Origin of the sequence: Stenotrophomonas sp. 59 (genome assembly GCF_030291095.1) — a bacterium.
Classification (GTDB): Bacteria; Pseudomonadota; Gammaproteobacteria; order Xanthomonadales; family Xanthomonadaceae; genus Stenotrophomonas; species Stenotrophomonas maltophilia_Q.
This window is the reverse complement of the sequence record NZ_CP127408.1, coordinates 4,139,834-4,156,287: the sequence shown is the minus strand read 5'-3', so window position 1 is coordinate 4,156,287 and position 16,454 is coordinate 4,139,834. Positions and strand designations below refer to the sequence as shown.

The 16,454-nt window shown below is 67.5% G+C and carries 8 protein-coding genes; 2 read left to right on the top strand and 6 right to left on the bottom strand.

Annotated elements, in window-relative coordinates; genetic code table 11:
* Positions 1 to 119: 119 nt before the first annotated feature.
* From QP552_RS19035 to QP552_RS19010, 6 genes are all read right to left on the bottom strand, one after another.
* Entirely contained in the window at positions 120 to 914 is a 795-nt protein-coding gene (locus QP552_RS19035; RefSeq protein WP_106551068.1) for an SDR family oxidoreductase, read from the bottom strand.
* Between the two features lie 169 nt (positions 915 to 1,083).
* A complete protein-coding gene (gene yccS, locus QP552_RS19030) occupies positions 1,084 to 3,261 on the bottom strand; it encodes a YccS family putative transporter (RefSeq protein ID WP_106551069.1) in 2,178 nt (725 codons plus the stop codon).
* 186 nt (positions 3,262 to 3,447) lie between these two features.
* Entirely contained in the window at positions 3,448 to 5,511 is a 2,064-nt protein-coding gene (locus QP552_RS19025; protein ID WP_286074370.1) for a TonB-dependent receptor, read from the bottom strand.
* Positions 5,512 to 5,782: 271 nt separating this feature from the next.
* Positions 5,783 to 8,905: an efflux RND transporter permease subunit gene (locus QP552_RS19020; protein ID WP_286074369.1), complete on the bottom strand. Its 3,123-nt coding sequence runs from the start codon at positions 8,903 to 8,905 to the stop codon at positions 5,783 to 5,785.
* A gap of 31 nt (positions 8,906 to 8,936) precedes the next feature.
* The gene (locus QP552_RS19015; RefSeq protein ID WP_111113242.1) at positions 8,937 to 12,170 is read right to left on the bottom strand and encodes an efflux RND transporter permease subunit; all 3,234 of its coding nucleotides are present in this window, start codon (positions 12,168 to 12,170) and stop codon (positions 8,937 to 8,939) included.
* Positions 12,171 to 12,244: 74 nt separating this feature from the next.
* Complete coding sequence (locus QP552_RS19010; RefSeq protein WP_111113241.1) at positions 12,245 to 13,489, bottom strand: efflux RND transporter periplasmic adaptor subunit; 1,245 nt, start codon at positions 13,487 to 13,489, stop codon at positions 12,245 to 12,247.
* Between the two features lie 187 nt (positions 13,490 to 13,676).
* Here QP552_RS19010 and QP552_RS19005 point away from each other — a divergent pair, with 187 nt between their 5' ends.
* Both QP552_RS19005 and queF read left to right on the top strand, forming a co-directional pair.
* Positions 13,677 to 14,996: a M20 family metallopeptidase gene (locus tag QP552_RS19005; protein ID WP_286074367.1), complete on the top strand. Its 1,320-nt coding sequence runs from the start codon at positions 13,677 to 13,679 to the stop codon at positions 14,994 to 14,996.
* A gap of 537 nt (positions 14,997 to 15,533) precedes the next feature.
* Positions 15,534 to 16,352 carry an NADPH-dependent 7-cyano-7-deazaguanine reductase QueF gene (gene queF / locus QP552_RS19000; RefSeq protein WP_111111623.1) on the top strand — a complete coding sequence of 273 codons (819 nt, stop codon included), beginning with the start codon at positions 15,534 to 15,536 and terminating at the stop codon, positions 16,350 to 16,352.
* Positions 16,353 to 16,454: the final 102 nt, after the last annotated feature.

Below are 16,454 nucleotides of genomic sequence, written 5' to 3'. Positions count from 1 at the left end.
AGCCTAGCATTCCTGCCCGTGTGTCGGGACTGCGGTGGGGCGCATCCACGCATGGCGTGGATCTACCCAGACCCCATGGCGGTGGGTGCGGACCGTTGGTCCGCACACCTCCATCGATCTCAGACGATATCGTCGACCACGCCGCCATCCACGCGCAGTGCCGCACCGGACGTGGCCGAAGCCTGCGGGGACGCCAGGTACACCACCATGTTGGCCACTTCTTCGACCGTGGCAGTGCGCTGGATCACCGAAGACGGCCGGTGTGCCATGACGAACTCGCGGCCGATCTGCTCCAGCGGCTTGCCACTGCGCTGGCGTTCATCTTCGAACATCGCCGCGAAGCCGTCGGACAGGGTTGGGCCGGGCAGCACCGCATTGACGGTGACGCCACTGCCGGCCACGCGCTTGGCCAGGCCGCGCGACAGCGACAGCTGCGCGGTCTTGCTGACCCCGTAATGGATCATGTCGGCCGGAATGTTGCGTGCCGATTCGGAGGAAATGAACAACACGCGGCCCCAACCGGCTGCCACCATCGCCGGCAGCAGCGCCCGCGACAGGCGCACGCCGGACATCACGTTGGTCTGCCAGTAGCGCTCCCAGGTGGCGTCTTCGGTCTCGAAGAAGTCCTCGGGGCCGAAGATGCCGGCGTTGTTGACCAGGATGTCGACCTTGGGCAGGCCGGCCAGCAGGGTATCGACGCCGGCTGCATCGGAGAGGTCGGCGGCGACGCCGATCACCTCGGCACCCGGAACGGCGGCGAGCAGGCGCTGGCGGGCGCGTTCGACGCTGTCGGTGCTGCGGCCATTGAGAATGACCCGCGCACCCGCTGCGGCAAGACCCTGGGCGATCGCCAGGCCGATGCCGGCGGTGGAAGCGGTGACCAGCGCGGTACGGCCGGCGAGTTCGATCTTCATGGGGGAGTCCAGGAGCAGGGGATCACCCAGTATCCGCGCGGGAACGTGATCGGGATGCAGCGCCAGGCGCAACGCGCTGTTGCGTTGCTGGTAGCGCCGGGCCATGCCCGGCGGCCTCGCCACGTTGCCGGAACCGGCATCCGCCGGGGATGGCCCGGCGCTACCGATGTCAGGTGAGCGTACGCACCGCCTCATTGGCCGCGGCCCGCACCTTCGGCAGCAGGCGCAGCACCAGCGCCATCTGCGTGCGGATCAGCTGCAGCTTCGGCGGCATCGCCTCATCGATCTGTTCCAGCTCGGCGGCCACCGCACGATCAGCGTCGTTGTCATCTTCCGCGACCTGCTGTCGGGCGGCCAGCGCCGCCGCCAGCTGCTGCAGTGCCTTTCGCACGCGATCACCGGCAGCCAGGGCCAGTGGATCACCGGCGTAGCTGTCCACCTGGTCGCGGTGCGCACCCAGCGCCGACAAGTGCCCAAGCAGCGTGTTGGAGAGCGCCAGGAAGTGGAAGCCGGCATCCAGGTTGCGGCGCACGTGGCCGGGTTCGCGCAGCATGTTCGACAGTGCGGTGGACAGCGCGGCGTCGGCGTTGTGCATGTCGCGGCGGGCGATGCGGTAGGCCAGGTCATCGCGCATGCCGCTGCGGTACTGGCCCAGCACCGAATCGAGGTAGCGCGCGGCGGTATCCAGCACCCGCGCCAGCACCCGATGCAGCTGGCGGCCCTGCCAGTCGGGCAGGATCAGGAACGCGGCGGCGGCGGCGATCGCACAGCCCAGCAGCGTATCGACCATGCGCGGCACGATCAGCACGAAGCCATCGCCGATCAGGTTGAAGCAGGTCAGGGCCATCACGGTGATCGCCGCCGATGCCACCAGGTAGCGATCGGTACGGGTGAAGAAGAACAGCAGCGCCGACAGCAGCGCGATCAGCAGCTGCACGTGCAGCTGCGGGAACAGCTGCAGCAGCGCCCAGGTGAGCACGAGGCCGGCCACGGTACCGACGATGCGCTGCGCCAGGCGCTGGCGGGTGGCGCCGAAGTTGGGCCGGCACACGAATACGATCGTCAGCAGCACCCACGAGCCGTTCTGTGCGTTGAACAGCCGGATGGCCGCGAAACCGGCGATCAGTGCCAGCGCCATGCGCAGGCCATGGCGGAACAGCACCGAGCCGGGCGTGAGCTGCTGGCGCAGGCGCACGCCCATCTCGCGCAGGGTGTGCGGGTTGCTGTCGCGCAGGCGCGTATCGACATTGTCGAGGCTGGCCTCGGAGCGTTCGGCGTCCAGCAGGCGGCGCTCGATGCTGCGCAGGTTGTGCACCAGCAGGTCCAGCGAACCCAGCAGGCGCTGCCACTGTGGGCGCTGCTGGTCGCGCAGGTAGGCCAGCGCATCGGCCAGGTCGCGCCCGGCCTGCTGGTTGCTTTCGCCATACACGAACGGACGGCGCAGGCGGATCGCCTCGCCCAGCCGCGCGCAGGCCTGGCCCTGCAGGTCGAGCAGGCGCTGGCAGCGGTACAGCACGTCACTGTGGAAGAAGGCGTCGACCAGCGCGCCATACGGGTAGTGCGAGGAGCTGGCGCGCTCGTGGAAATCCTGCGCCATGTAGTACAGGCGCAGGTACAGGCCTGAGTTCACCCCGGGCCTGCCGGAGCGGCCGAAGCGGGCCAGGATCGCCGTTTTGGCCTCGTTCAACGCGCCGACCACGCGCCGGTTCTGCTCGGCCAGATCGAGCTGGCGGCGTTGCAGGTCGGCCTCACGTACCGGCTCGAACAGGGCGGCCTTCAGCTGCAGGTAACGGCCCAGTTCGATGTAAAGCCGCGCCACGCGCTCACGCACCGGGCGGTTGGCGAACAGTGCGGTCCACAGGATCGACAGCAGTCCGTACCAGACGGCACCTGCCAGCAGGTGGCTGACGGCGTCCAGCGCGCTGTGCAGATCGGTGGCGCCATGCTGCTCCAGGCCGATCATGGTGTAGATCGCCAGCGTTACCGTGGCCTGGGCGATGGATGCGTAGCGCTCGCCGAGCGCGCCGAGCAGGGTCAGGCAGAAGGTGGACAGTGCCAGCGCGCCGATGAAGATCCATGGCCACGGGAACAGCCAGATCACCGAGGCTGCAGCGATACAGAAACACAGCAGCGACAGCAGTACCGCCTTTGTCCGGCCCCACCAGTTGTCGTCGGTCTCGGCGATGGCACTGGCGATGATGCCGAGGAACACGCCGGGCAGCGCCGTGAGCGCGTCCAGATGCCAGCACACGGCAAGCGCCGCCGTCAGGGCGATGAACACCCGCAGGCCATAACTGGCCTTCTCGTGGGCCCACAGGCGGCTGAGGCGGGATTGGCGGGCGGACATGCAGGCTCGGTGGAAGGATCTCCCACCATTATTGCGGGGGGCGCGTGAAATGGGGGGCCGCGTGCTGATTGATGTGCCGACCGATGTGCGGACCAACGGTCCGCACCCACCGAATCCGGTAGCGCCGCGCCATGAGCGGCGGACAGGCAAAACCGCCGGGCACGGCCTGGCGCTACCGGGGTTGGGTTACATCTCCCAGCGCACGCTCAGAGCCAGGGTGCGTGGGAGGCCGGCGCCGGCGTTGGACCAGTACTTCCGGTTGGCCAGGTTCTCGACGCTGGCACGCAGGGTCACCGGGTGGCCCGAGGCAAGCAGGCGGTAGCCGACGCCGGCATTCACCAGCGTGTAGTCGGGCAGCTTCAGGGTGTTGTCGGCGTCGTACCAGACATCGCCGTAGTAGCGCACGGCCGCATACGTTTCCAGGCCGTCCACCCACGGCAGCTGGTAGGTGGCGTGCACGACCCCGCTCCAGCGCGCGGCACCGGCGGTACGGTTGCCTTCCTGTGCGGCGCTGGCCGGCGACAGCCTGTCGTAGGTCGGGTCCAGCCAGGTGACGCCACCGCCGACCGTCAGGGCATCGTTGAGGTGCAGGTCGGCACTGGCTTCGATGCCTTCGTACAGCGTGATGCCGTCCTGCACCAGGCGCTTGCCGGCAGGCGTGAGCTCATCGATGTTGGCGCCACGCTCCAGCCGGAACGCTGCCAGGTTCGCGTTCCAGCGCGTTGCCTCGACCTTCGCGCCGATCTCGTACTGCTTGCTGATGGTCGGGTCGAGCACGTCGCCCGCGTTGATGTAGCTGCTGCCTACGCGGCTGCCGGCTTCCAGCGATTCGATGTAGCTGGCATACAGCGTGACCGCCTCGCTGGGCTTGAACATCACGGCGTAGGTCGGCGTGACCGGGTAGGTGTGGTAACGCCCCTTGGTTTCGAAGTCGTTGTAGCGCCAGCCCGCCAGCACCGACCAGCCGCCACCGAGGTTCACCGTATCGCTTGCGAACACCGCCTGCTGCACGGTCTCGTCGCCACGGGTCATCACTCGTGAACCGACGGCGTCGTGGCGGATGGCGTGGCGCTGGTACAGGTTGGCGCGGCCGATGGGGTTCCACTCGTAGGGGCGGTCCCATCCCAGCCCGGTCTGGTGGCTGATGCCTGCCACCACCTGATGCTGCAGCGGACCGGTGCGGAAGCTGCCCTGCAGCATCGCCTGGGCCAGCTTCCACTCGCTCTTGCCGCCCAGTTCGTAGACGTTGACGTCATAGTCGCCGTTGAGATCATCGATGTAGGCGAAGATCTTGTTGACGTCGTTCCACGAAGTCGTGACGCCGTAGCTCAGATTGGCCTTCCAGTTGCCGTTGATCTGCCAGTTCAGTGCCGTCGACAGCAGGCTCGATCGGGTGTCGTAGTAGGTGCCGGGCACGCCATTGTCGACGTCGCCGGCAATCGGGCGCGGCGCCGAGGTCAGGCCGCGGAAGTAGTACTGCGGCGCTTCGCCGCTGAGATCGCGCGACTGGAAGACGCCATCCAGGGTCCAGGTCAGGCGATCAGTCAGCCGTGCGTCCAAAGCGAGTGCGCCGACCTTGCGGTCCACGCGGCCCCCGTTGAAGGTCTCGCCCTTTTCCCGGTAGGCGTTGAAACGGTAGCCGAACATCTGCTCGTTGCCGAAGCGACCACCGGCATCGATGCCGCCACTGACGATGCCCTGCTCGCGCCAGCCCAGCTGGGCGGAGAAGGTGGGTGTATCGGTCGGCTTCTTGGTGATGTAGTTGACGATGCCACCGGGTGCGCCGAAACCGTAAAGGAATCCGCCCGGGCCTTTCAGCAGATCGACCTGTTCCATCACTTCCAGCGGCCATTCGGTGCCCCAGGAAGAGACCTGCAGGCCATTGACCCGATAGCTGTCGAAGTTCAGGTCGATGCCACGGTTGCGGATCGGCGAACTCCAGCCACTGGCATAGGCGCTGACCTGCGTGGTGACCGAAGGGTCGAGCAGGAACGCTTCGCCCAACGAGACCACCTGGCGCTGTTCGATCTGCTCGCGGCCCACGGCGGTGATCGCAAACGGGGTGTCGCGCAGGGCGCGATCACCCAGGGCGCCGGCGTCGGCGTGGGTGCGTTCGGCGGTGACCTTGACCGCATCCAGTTCGGTGGCACTGCGGTTGCCGCGGTCCGGTGCGGATTGAGCGTGCGCGGCACACGCCACGGACAGGGAAATGGCAAGCAGGGCCGGGCGGCACAGCAGGTGCGATGGCATGGTTCGGTGATCCTCGGCGGGGGGCCACAGGCCATCCGCCCACAGGTGGGGGAAGGGGCAGTGGCTGGGATCACGCAGGCTGGCCGGAGATGGCAGCGGGGCGCCGCGGAGGGGCGCAGGACCATGGCTGGATGAGAATTGTTCTCTTTTCGTTACGGCGCGTCAAACCCGGAGGGCCAAGCAGCCGGCCAGCGGCCGGCTCTACCCGTAGATCCACGCCATGCGTGGATGGCGTTCCGCGGTAGTGCCGGCCGCTGGCCGGCACCTTCCATCACGCGCGCTGCGCGCGCTTGAGCAGCCTCGCTTCGCGCTTGCGTGCGCGACGTGCCCGCCAGCGTTCGGCCAGGCAGGAGAAGATCACGTACAGCGCCGGCGTGCTGAGCAGGGTCAGGCTCTGCGAGAACAGCAGGCCGCCGATCATCGCGATGCCCAGCGGGCGCCGCAGCTCGGAGCCTTCGCCCAGGCCGATCGCCAGCGGCACCGCCGCCAGGATCGCCACCATCGTGGTCATCATGATCGGGCGGAAGCGCACGATGCTGGCCTCGCGCGCAGCATCGCGTGGTGCCAGGCCATGCTCGCGCTGCGCCACCAGCGCGAAGTCGATCATCATGATCGCGTTCTTCTTGACGATGCCGATCAGCAGCACCAGCGCGATCATCGAGATCACCGACAGCTCGGTGTTGGTACCGAACAGCGCCAGCAGTGCACCCACGCCCGCGGCCGGCAGCGTGGACAGGATGGTGACCGGATGGATCAGGCTCTCGTAGAGCATGCCCAGCACCAGGTACACGGTCAGGATCGCCGCCAGCACCAGGATCAGCATGTCGCTGGGGTCGGAGTTGAAGCCGAAGCCGGCGTCATCGGCCAGGCGGATGTCGCCCGGCATGCGCATGCCGGCCACGGTGGCATCGATGATCGCCTTGGCTTCACCCATGCTCACGTCCGGCGCCAGGTTGTAGCTCAGGTCCATCGTCGTGTACTGGTTTTCATGGGTGATCTGCGACGGCGCAAGGCCCGGCACCTGGGTCGCCACTGCGGTGATCGGCACCATGTCGCCGTTGCGCGCACGCACGTACACCTCGTCCAGCGCCGCCGGTGTGGCAGTCTGCGAGGGCAGGGCGTTGACCACCACGCTGTACTGGTTGATGTCGGAGTAGATGGTGGAGATCTGGCGCTGGCCGAACGCACCGTACAGGGCGCCATCGATGGCGCCGACGGTGATGCCCAGGCGCGCGGCCTTGGCGCGGTCGATCTCGATGTTCTGGCGCAGGCCGGCGTTGTCCACGTCGGTGCCGACGTCGCGCAGCTTCGGGTTCTTCTTCAGTTCCGCCTGCAGCTTTGGCAGCCATTCCTGAAGCGATGCCAGGTCGTTGCCCTGCAGCGAGATGCGGTACTGCGCGCCCTGGCTGGAACCGCCGCCATCGTTGCTGGGAAGATCCTGGATCGCGCGCAGGCGCAGCTGCAGGTCGGGGTAACGGTCGGCCTTGGCGCTCAACCGTGCCAGCGCATGCGCGGTGGTTTCGCGGCGGCCGTCGCTGCGCGACTTCAGCTCGATGTTGAACTGTGCGCTGGAGCCCTGGCGGCCACTGCCCAGGCGCACGCCCACGGTCTTCACCGCCGGGTCGGCCATCAGCATGTCGGTGATGCGTCGCTGGCGGGCGACCATGTCCTCGAAGGACACGGTGGCGCTGGAGTTGGCCCGGCCCCAGATCAGGCCGGTGTCCTGCGGTGGGAACGCGCCCTTCTTCACCGCGCCGAACAGGAAGACGGTGACGCCGATCAGGATCAGCGGGGTGAGCGACATCAGCAGCGCGTGGCGCAGCGAGAAATCGAGGAACACCGTGTAGATGCGCAGCATGCGTTCGTGGCCGGCATCGAGCCAGCGGCCGAAGCGCGACGGCGGCGCAGCGTGATCGTGGGCGCTGAGGAAGCGGCTGCACAGCGCCGGGGTCAGCGTCAGCGAGACGATCATCGACACCACGATCGCCGCCACCAGGGTGACGGTGAACTCGCGGAAGAACGCGCCCATCATGCCGCTGGCGAAGAGCAGCGGGATGAACACCGCCACCAGCGAGGCGGTGATCGAGACGATGGTGAAACCGATCTCGCGCGCGCCGGTCAACGCGGCCTGCATGCGCGGCATGCCCTCGTCGAGGTGGCGCATGATGTTCTCGATCACCACGATCGCATCGTCGACCACAAAACCAATCGCGATCACCAGCGCCAGCAGGCTCAGGTTGTTCAGGGTGAAGCCCATCACGTACATCACCAGCGCGGCACCGGCCAGCGACAGCGGCACGGTCACCGCGGCGATCAGCGTCGGTGCCAGCCGGCGCAGGAACAGCGCCATGGTCAGCACCACCATCGCCAGGCTGATCAGCAGGGTGATCTGTACTTCATGCAGCGAGGAGCGGATGGTCGGCGTACGGTCGAAGTACGGCGTCATCGTGGTGCCCGGCTGCAGGTAGTCGCGCAGGGTCGGGATCTGTGCCTTGACCCGGTCCACGGTCTCCACGATGTTGGCGCCGGCACGGGTGAACACGTACATCACCACCGCTGGCTTGTGGTCGAACCAGGCCGCCTGGTAAGCGTCCTGCTGGCCGTCGTAGACGTTGGCGATGTCCTTGAGGCGGATCACCCGGCCATCGCCCTGGGTCTTGACCACCAGATCGGCGAAGTCGGCGGCGCGTGCCACCGAATCGTTGGCGATGATCGCGGTGGTGGTGTTGCCATCGCTGAGGAAGCCGGTGGGCGAAGTCACGTTGGCCGCGCGCACGGCGTTGCGCAGGTCATCGGCGGTCAGGCCGAGCGCGTTCATCAGGCGCAGGTTGACGTCCACGCGCACCGCCGGCGTGGAGGCGCCGGCAATGTCGACCGAGGCAACGCCGCTGATCTGGCGGATGCGCTGCGCCAGCAGTGAGTCGGCCACGTTGTACAGCTCGTCGGCCGACTGCGTCTGCGAGGTCAGCGCGATGGCGATGACCGGGTCGTCGTTCGGGTTCGCCTTCTGGTACATCGGCGAGCCCATGCCCGAAGGCAGGTCGGCCTGCGCCGAGTTGATCGCGGTCTGCACGTCCAGCGCGGCCGAATCGATGTTGTGGCCGCTCTGGAAGATCATGAACACCAGCGAGCTGCCTTCCGAGCTCGACGAGCGCATGCGGTCGATGCCCGGCAGCTGGCCAAGGTGGCGTTCCAGCGGCGCGGTGACCGTGGACGCCATGGTCGCCGCATCGGCGCCGGACTGGCTGGCATGCACGAAGATCACCGGGATCTCGATGTTCGGCAGCGCCGATACGCCCAGGCGCAGGTAGCAGATCAGGCCTACCATGAACAGGCCGATGGCCAGCAGGGCGGTGCCGATCGGGCGGCGGATGAAGGGGCCGGACAGGTTCATCGTGCGGTCCCCCGCAGCAGCGGGGCGTGGATCATGCCTGCGGCTCCTGCAGCGAACCATTGCGCAGCGCGCGCTGTTCGCGGCGGCGCGCCAGCCACTCGGAGAAGCGCTCCATGTACAGGTAGATCACCGGCGTGGTGTACAGCGTGACCAGCTGCGACAGCAGCAGGCCGCCGACGATGGCGATGCCCAGCGGGCGGCGCAGTTCCGAGCCGATGCCGGTGCCGAGCGCCAGTGGCAGCGCGCCGAGCATGGCCGCGGCGGTGGTCATCATGATCGGGCGGAAGCGGAGCAGGCAGGCACGGCGGATCGCCTCGTGCGCGTTGGCTCCGGCGCGGCGGGCCTCGATCGCGAAGTCCACCATCATGATGCCGTTCTTCTTGACGATGCCGATCAGCAGCACGATGCCCACGATGCCATCCACCGACAGGCTCAGGCCGCACAGCATCAGCGCCAGCAGCGCGCCGACACCGGCCGGTGGCAGCGTGGAGATGATCGTGATCGGGTGGATGTAGCTCTCGTAGAGCACGCCCAGCACGATGTAGATCACCACCAGCGAGGCCAGCAGCAGCCACACCACGTCGGTCTGGCTGCCGGTGAACTCGGCGGCCTTGCCGATGAACTCGGCATGCAGGTGGGTGGGCATGTCCAGGCTGTCCTTGGTTTCCTGGATCGCACGCACCGCTTCGGACAGCGAATAGCCCGGCGCCACGTTGAACGACACGGTCACCGCCGGCAGCTGCTGCTGGTGGCTGACCACCAGCGGTGCGCTGCTGACCTTGCCTTCGGCCAGCGCCGACAGCGGGATGATGTTGCCGGCGCCGACGGTGATGCCGGTGTTCTGCGCGCCGATGCCGGTGGCGGTGGACGAGTTGGACGAGGTGACCTGGCCGAAGCTGGTGGCGTTGGTACCGGTCAGCGCGCCGGCGCCGTTGGAGGCGACGGCCAGCTGTTCCATCAGTGCGGTACTGGTGCGGAACTCCGGTGCCACTTCCAGCACCACGCGGTACTGGTTGAGCTCGGTGAAGATGGTCGAGATCTGGCGCTGGCCGAACGCATCGTAGAGCGTGTCGTCGATGGTCTGCATCGGCACGCCCAGCACGCTGGCCTTGTCGCGGTCGATGTTCAGCTCAAGCGCACGGCCCTGGTTGGACAGGTTGTTGTCGACGTCGGCAAGCTCCGGGCGCTTGCGCAGCGCTTCGGTCAGGCGCGTGGCCTGCTTGGCCACTTCGGCGCTGTCCACGTCCGACAGCGAGTACTGGTACTCGGTGGCGGCCACGCGGGTATCCAGGGTCACGTCCTGCACCGGTTTCAGGTACAGGGCCACGCCCGGAATGCCGGCCACCGCCTTCTGCAGGCGTGGCAGGATCTCATCCAGGCCGTCGCGCTGGCTGCGTTCCTTCAGCACGATCGACAGCTGGCCCTGGTTGAGCGTGGGGTTCATGCTGCCAGCGCCGATGAAGGCCGATACGCCGGTCACATCCGGATCGTGCCGCAGTGCTTCGGCGACCTGCTTGGTGCGCTGCTCCATCTGCGGGAAGGCGATGTTCTGGTCGGCCTGCACCACGCCGGTGATCAGGCCGGTGTCCTGTTCGGGCAGCAGCCCCTTGGGAATCAGCACGTACAGCAGTACGGTCAGTACCAGCGCGCCACCGGCCACGGCCAGGGTCAGGCGCTGGTGGCCCAGCACCCAGTCCAGGCTGTGCTCGTACAGGCCCACGGTGCGCGTCCACAGGTTCTGCTTGCCGGCCGCCGCTGCGCGTTCGTGCGCGTCCTCACCCTCGGGCAGGGCGTCGGGCTTGAGCAGGTAGGCGCACATCATCGGGGTGAGCGTCAGCGAGATCAGCATCGACAGCACCACCGCGATGCTCAGCACCCAGGCGAATTCGTGGAACAGGCGGCCGGTGACGCCGGGCATCAGCAACAGCGGCAGGAACACCGCCACCAGCGAGACCGTCAGCGACAGCACGGTGAAGCCGATCTGGCGTGCGCCGATCTCGGCCGCTTCCTTGCCACTCTTGCCCTGCTCGATGTAACGCACGATGTTCTCGATCATCACGATCGCATCGTCGACCACGAAGCCGGTGGCCACCACCAGCGCCATCAGCGACAGGTTGTCCAGCGACATGCCGGCAAAGGCCATCACCGCGAAGGTGCCGGCCAGCGACAGCGGTACCGCCACCGAAGGAATGATCGTGGCCCACAGCCGGCGCAGGAACACGAAGATCACCGCCACCACCAGCCCGATGGTGAGGATCAGGGTGAACTGCACTTCATGCACCGAGGCGCGGATGGTCTCGGTGCGATCGTTGAAGATCTCCAGGTGCACGTCAGCCGGCAGCACGCCCTGCAGCTGCGGCAGGATCGCACGGATGCGCTCGACGGTCTGCACGATGTTGGCGCCCGGCTGGCGACGCACTTCCAGCAGCACCGCCGGCTTGCCATCGGCCCAGGCCGCCAGCTGGTCGTTCTCCACGCCATCGACCACCTCGGCCACGTCGGACAACCGCACCGGGCGGCCGTTCTTGTAGCTGATGATGGTGTCGCGGTACTCGGCAGCGCTGGCCAGCTGGTCGTTGGTGCCGATGCTGTAGGACTGGGTCTTGCCGTTCAACGAGCCCTTCGGCGCATTGACGTTGGCCTGGGTGAGCGCGCTGCGCAGCTGCTCCAGGGTCAGGCCCATGTTCGACAATTGGGCCGGATTGACCTGGATGCGCACGGCCGGACGCACGTTGCCGGCAATCGAGACCAGGCCCACGCCCTGCACCTGCGACAGGCGCTGGGCCAGGATCGAGTCGGCGTAGTTGTTGACGTCACGCAGCGGGCGCGTGTCGGAGGTCAGTTTCAGGGTGACGATGGCCGCGTCGGCCGGGTTCACCCGGTTGTAGACCGGCTGGTAGGGCAGCGACGAGGGCAGAGTGGCCTGGCGGATCGCCGCCTGCACGTCCTGCGCGGCGATGTCGATGTCGCGGTCCATCGAGAACTGCAGGATGATCGTCGACAACCCGGCCGACGAGTCCGACGTCATCAGTTCCAGCCCGGAGATCTGCCCGAACTGGCGCTCCAGTGGCGTGGTGACCAGCGAGGCCATGGTGGTGGCGTTGGCGCCGGGGTACTGGGTGGTGACCACCAGGCTGGGCGCATCGATTTCCGGCAGCGCCGACACCGGCAGCTTGCGGTAACCGAGAATGCCCAGCAGCAACAGGCCCGCCATCAACAGCGAGGTAGCGATCGGGCGGCGGATGAAGATCGTCGAAAAGCCCACGGACTGATCCTTGCTGGCACTTCAATGTCGGCGCCGGCAGGTCCGCCGGCGCGAGGGAGAACCGTGGCCTGCGCTCAGCGCGGACCACCACCGCGACGGCCACCGCCGCCACCGTTCTTCTGCTCGGCCGCCTTCAGCTCGGCCTCGGTCGGTGCGGCCGGGGTTTCGCCCGGCTTCAGCGCGGTGACCTTGCTGCCCGGCTTCAGGCGGAACTGGCCTTCGCTGACCACCCGCTCGCCGCCCTTCAGGCCTTCAGCGATCTGCACCTGGCTGTCGCCCACTTCCACGCCACTGCGCACGGTCTGCATCTTCACCGTGTTGTCGCCCTGCACGACGTAGACGTACTCGCCGTCCGGCCCACGCAGCACGGCCTGGGTCGGAATGACCACGCCACCGCCGATGGTGCGCAGCTGCATGCGCACGTTGACGAACTGGCCCGGCCACAGGCCGTTGTCGGTGTTGTCGAACAGCGCGCGCGCCTTGAACGTGCCGCTGTCGGCACTGATCAGGTTGTCGACCACGTCCAGCTTGCCGTCACCGGACAGCACGTGCGAATCGGCGCGGTCCAGCGCTGCCACCGGCACCGCACCGGCGGCCTGCGCCTGGCGCACGTCGCCGAGCTGGCGTTCGGGCAGGTTGAACAGCACATGGATCGGGTGGACCTGGGTCAGCGTGACCAGGGCGGTACCGGCGCTGACCACGTTGCCCGCGTCGACCGCACGGATGCCGGCGATGCCGGAGATCGGAGCGGTGACCCGGGTGTACTGCAGCTGCACCTGTGCCGAGCGCATGCTGGCATCGTTCGCCGCGACTGCGCTCTCGTACTGTGCCACTTGGTTTCGTTGTGTATCCAGATCGGTCTTGGCGACGAACTGGCGATACTCCGGCGCATTCGAGCGCTGGTAGTTGGAGCGCGCGGTGGCCAGCAGCGCCTCGTTCTGGCGCTTGGCCGCCGCCGCCTGGTCGTAGCTGGCCTGGGCGGTGCGTGGATCGATCACTGCCAGCACGTCGCCCTTCTTCACTTCCTGGCCTTCGCGGAAGTTCAGGCTCATCAGCTGGCCACCGACCTGCGGGCTGACGGTGACGGTGTTCATTGCCGTCACCGTGCCCAGCGCGCTGGCATACACCGGTACGTCCTGGCGCGTGGCCTCGACCACGGTCACCGGCACCGGGCCGGCATCCGGGTCTTCGCCACCCTGGCGCGCTCCCGCCGCCGGCTTTCCAGCCTTGTCCTTGCCCCCGCCGATGACGCGCAGGCCGACCACGGCCAGCACCAGAACCGCCACGACCAGCAGCACGATCTTCCAAACACGTGACATTACGAGGACTCCAAGAGGGCTGGACGGGGCGCGACCCCGGTTGGCAATGCGCAAAGCATACCTGTGCCACATCACGTTTCCTGCATTACGGATGGGACGGGCGCTAAGACCGGATCCAGAGCGGGAGGTTCCCGTGGCGCCGGTGTTGCCCTACATTCAGCTGGAACCCTTTGCCGTGGAGATTGCGATGCGCCGTTCGCTGCTGCTGTCCGCCCTGCTGCTGGCCCTGCCGGCCCTTGCCAACGCCCAGGACGGGCAGCGCCCGGAAGTGACCGCCGCCGCACAGCGATTGCAGGCCCGGGTGGTCGAATGGCGCCGTGATTTCCACCAGCACCCGGAACTGTCCAACCGCGAGGCGCGCACTTCGGCCGAGGTCGCCAAGCGCCTGCGTGCGATGGGCCTGAAGCCGAAGACCGGCATCGCCCATCACGGCGTGGTGGCGATCATCGAGGGCGGCAAGCCTGGCCCGAAGATCGCCCTGCGTGCGGACATGGACGCGCTGCCGGTGACCGAGCAGACCGGCCTGCCGTTCGCCTCCAAGGCCACCGACCAGTACCGCGGCCAGACCGTGGGCGTGATGCATGCCTGTGGCCATGACGCGCATACCGCCACCCTGCTGGGCGTGGCTGAAGCGCTGGTGTCGATGAAGAAGGACCTGCCGGGCCAGGTGATGCTGATCTTCCAGCCAGCCGAGGAAGGCGCGCCGCCGCCGGAAGAGGGTGGCGCCGCGTTGATGCTGAAGGAAGGCCTGTTCGCCGACTTCAAGCCGGAGGCGGTGTTCGGCCTGCACGTGTTCTCCAGTGTGCAGGCCGGGCAGATCGCGGTGCGCGGTGGCCCGTTGATGGCTGCCTCGGACCGCTTCGGGATCAAGGTGATCGGTCGCCAGACGCACGGCTCGGCGCCGTGGAACGGCGTTGACCCGATCGTGGCCACCGCCGATCTGGTCGGCACCGCGCAGACCATCGTCAGCCGCCGCGCCAACCTGTCCAAGCAACCGGCGGTGCTGACCTTTGGCGCGATCAACGGCGGCATCCGCTACAACATCATTCCCGATGAGGTGGAGATGGTCGGCACCATCCGCACTTTCGACGAGGGCATGCGCCAGCAGATCTTCGCCGACCTGCGCAACGTGGCCGAGCACACCGCCGCCGCGCACGGTGCCAAGGCGGTAACCGACATCTACGAGTCGGAAGGCAACCCGGCCACGGTGAACGACCCGGCGCTGACCGCGAAGATGCTGCCGAGCCTGCAGGCGGTGGTGGGCAAGGACAACGTGTACGAGCCGCCGTTGCAGATGGGCGCGGAGGATTTCTCGCTGTACGCGAAGGAAGTGCCGGGCATGTTCTTCTTCGTCGGTTCCACCAGTGTGGGCATCGACCCGGCGACGGCGCCGGCGAATCATTCGCCGAAGTTCCTGCTGGATGAGAAGGCGCTGGATGTGGGATTGCGGGCGTTGCTGCAGGTGAGCCTGGATTACCTGCACGGTACCGGCACTCCTGCGGGGTGAGGGGTGCCGGCAGGGCTTGCAGCCCTGCACCCGCCTAAATCAACGTCAACGTCAAAAGTGGGCATTCCGTGGGATGGCGGGGTGGGTCCGGTTGAGGGGGACGCCGTAAACCCGTCCTTGGGGGCTTGGCCGCGGCATCCATGCCGCGGACACCCCCTCAACCGGACCCACCCCGCCTTCGACAGTTTCCCGCGGGCTGCCGGAACGACATCCTGCTTTGGTGGGTGTCGACCTTGGTCGACACGGCGGACGTCATGAACGTCTGAAGGATCGGCTTTTGATTTTGATTTTGATTTTGATTTTCTGATCTTTCCCGTGGTGGCGCGGGAAATTGTCCGTGGCCGGGAGGGTGGCTTGGCTGGGGGCGTGAGCCGCATGGATGCGGCGACCGAGCCTCCATGGACGGATTCACGGCGTCCCCCAGCCAAGCCACCCTCCCGGCCAACCCCGGCATCCGGCAACACAACCACCACGGAGGGGCTCCGCCGTTGGCCGGCCCGGCCGAAGGCCCGCCGTCCGCGCGATACAATGCCCACCATGAACACCCCACAGGATTCCAGCCTCGGTCGCGAGGTCAGTTACCCATCGCAGTACGATCCCGGCCTGCTGTTTCCCATCCCCCGCAGCGGCGCTCGCGCCGAGATCGGTCTCGATGACGCCGCGCTGCCGTTCGTCGGCCATGACCGCTGGCATGCCTTCGAGCTGAGCTGGCTCGACCCGCGCGGCAAGCCGCAGGTGGCCGTGGCCACCGTGCAGGTGCCGTGCACTTCGCCGCGGTTGATCGAATCGAAGTCGTTCAAGCTGTACCTCAACTCCCTCAACAGCACCCGCATCGACAGCGCCGAGGCACTGCGCGCGCGCATCGTGGCGGATCTGTCGGATTGTGCCGGTGCGCCGGTCCAGGTCGAGTTCGGCCTGCCGGGCCTGCGCGAGACGCCGCTCGGCGAGTCCATCGACGGGCTGGAACTGGAGATCGACTGCTACGGCCCGCCGCAGGCAGACTTCCTCTCGGCCAATGCCGATGAGGTGGTGGAGGAGACCCTGGTCTCGGCACTGCTGAAGTCCAACTGCCCCGTCACCGGCCAGCCGGACTGGGCCACGGTCAGCCTGCGCTACTACGGGCCGAAGATCGACCGTGCCGGCCTGCTGCGCTATCTGGTCAGCTACCGCGAGCATGCCGAGTTCCACGAACAATGCGTTGAGCGAATCTTCAGCGAGGTGTCTGCGCGCTGCCAGCCGCAATGGCTGGAAGTGGAAGCCCGCTACACCCGCCGTGGCGGCCTGGACATCAACCCGTGGCGCGCCAGCCCCGGCATCGCTGCCCCGGCCGCGACCTACCGCGAACTGCGCCAGTAACCGCCGCAGGCGGTTACGGGTGGCGCCGGGCCACGCCCGGCGAGCGCAGCGGCCACCTTCCGCCCCGTTTGTTCAGCCGCCCCCCGGGGCGGCTTCACATCT

Bases quoted from the DNA above. Each gene is read 5' to 3' on its own strand.
- QP552_RS19005 (WP_286074367.1), top strand. From the start codon at position 13,677: ATGCGCCGTTCGCTGCTGCTGTCCGCCCTGCTGCTGGCCCTGCCGGCC.
- queF (WP_111111623.1), top strand. From the start codon at position 15,534: ATGAACACCCCACAGGATTCCAGCCTCGGTCGCGAGGTCAGTTACCCA.
- yccS (WP_106551069.1), bottom strand. From the start codon at position 3,261: ATGTCCGCCCGCCAATCCCGCCTCAGCCGCCTGTGGGCCCACGAGAAG.
- QP552_RS19025 (WP_286074370.1), bottom strand. From the start codon at position 5,511: ATGCCATCGCACCTGCTGTGCCGCCCGGCCCTGCTTGCCATTTCCCTG.
- QP552_RS19010 (WP_111113241.1), bottom strand. From the start codon at position 13,489: ATGTCACGTGTTTGGAAGATCGTGCTGCTGGTCGTGGCGGTTCTGGTG.
- QP552_RS19035 (WP_106551068.1), bottom strand. From the start codon at position 914: ATGAAGATCGAACTCGCCGGCCGTACCGCGCTGGTCACCGCTTCCACC.
- QP552_RS19020 (WP_286074369.1), bottom strand. From the start codon at position 8,905: ATGAACCTGTCCGGCCCCTTCATCCGCCGCCCGATCGGCACCGCCCTG.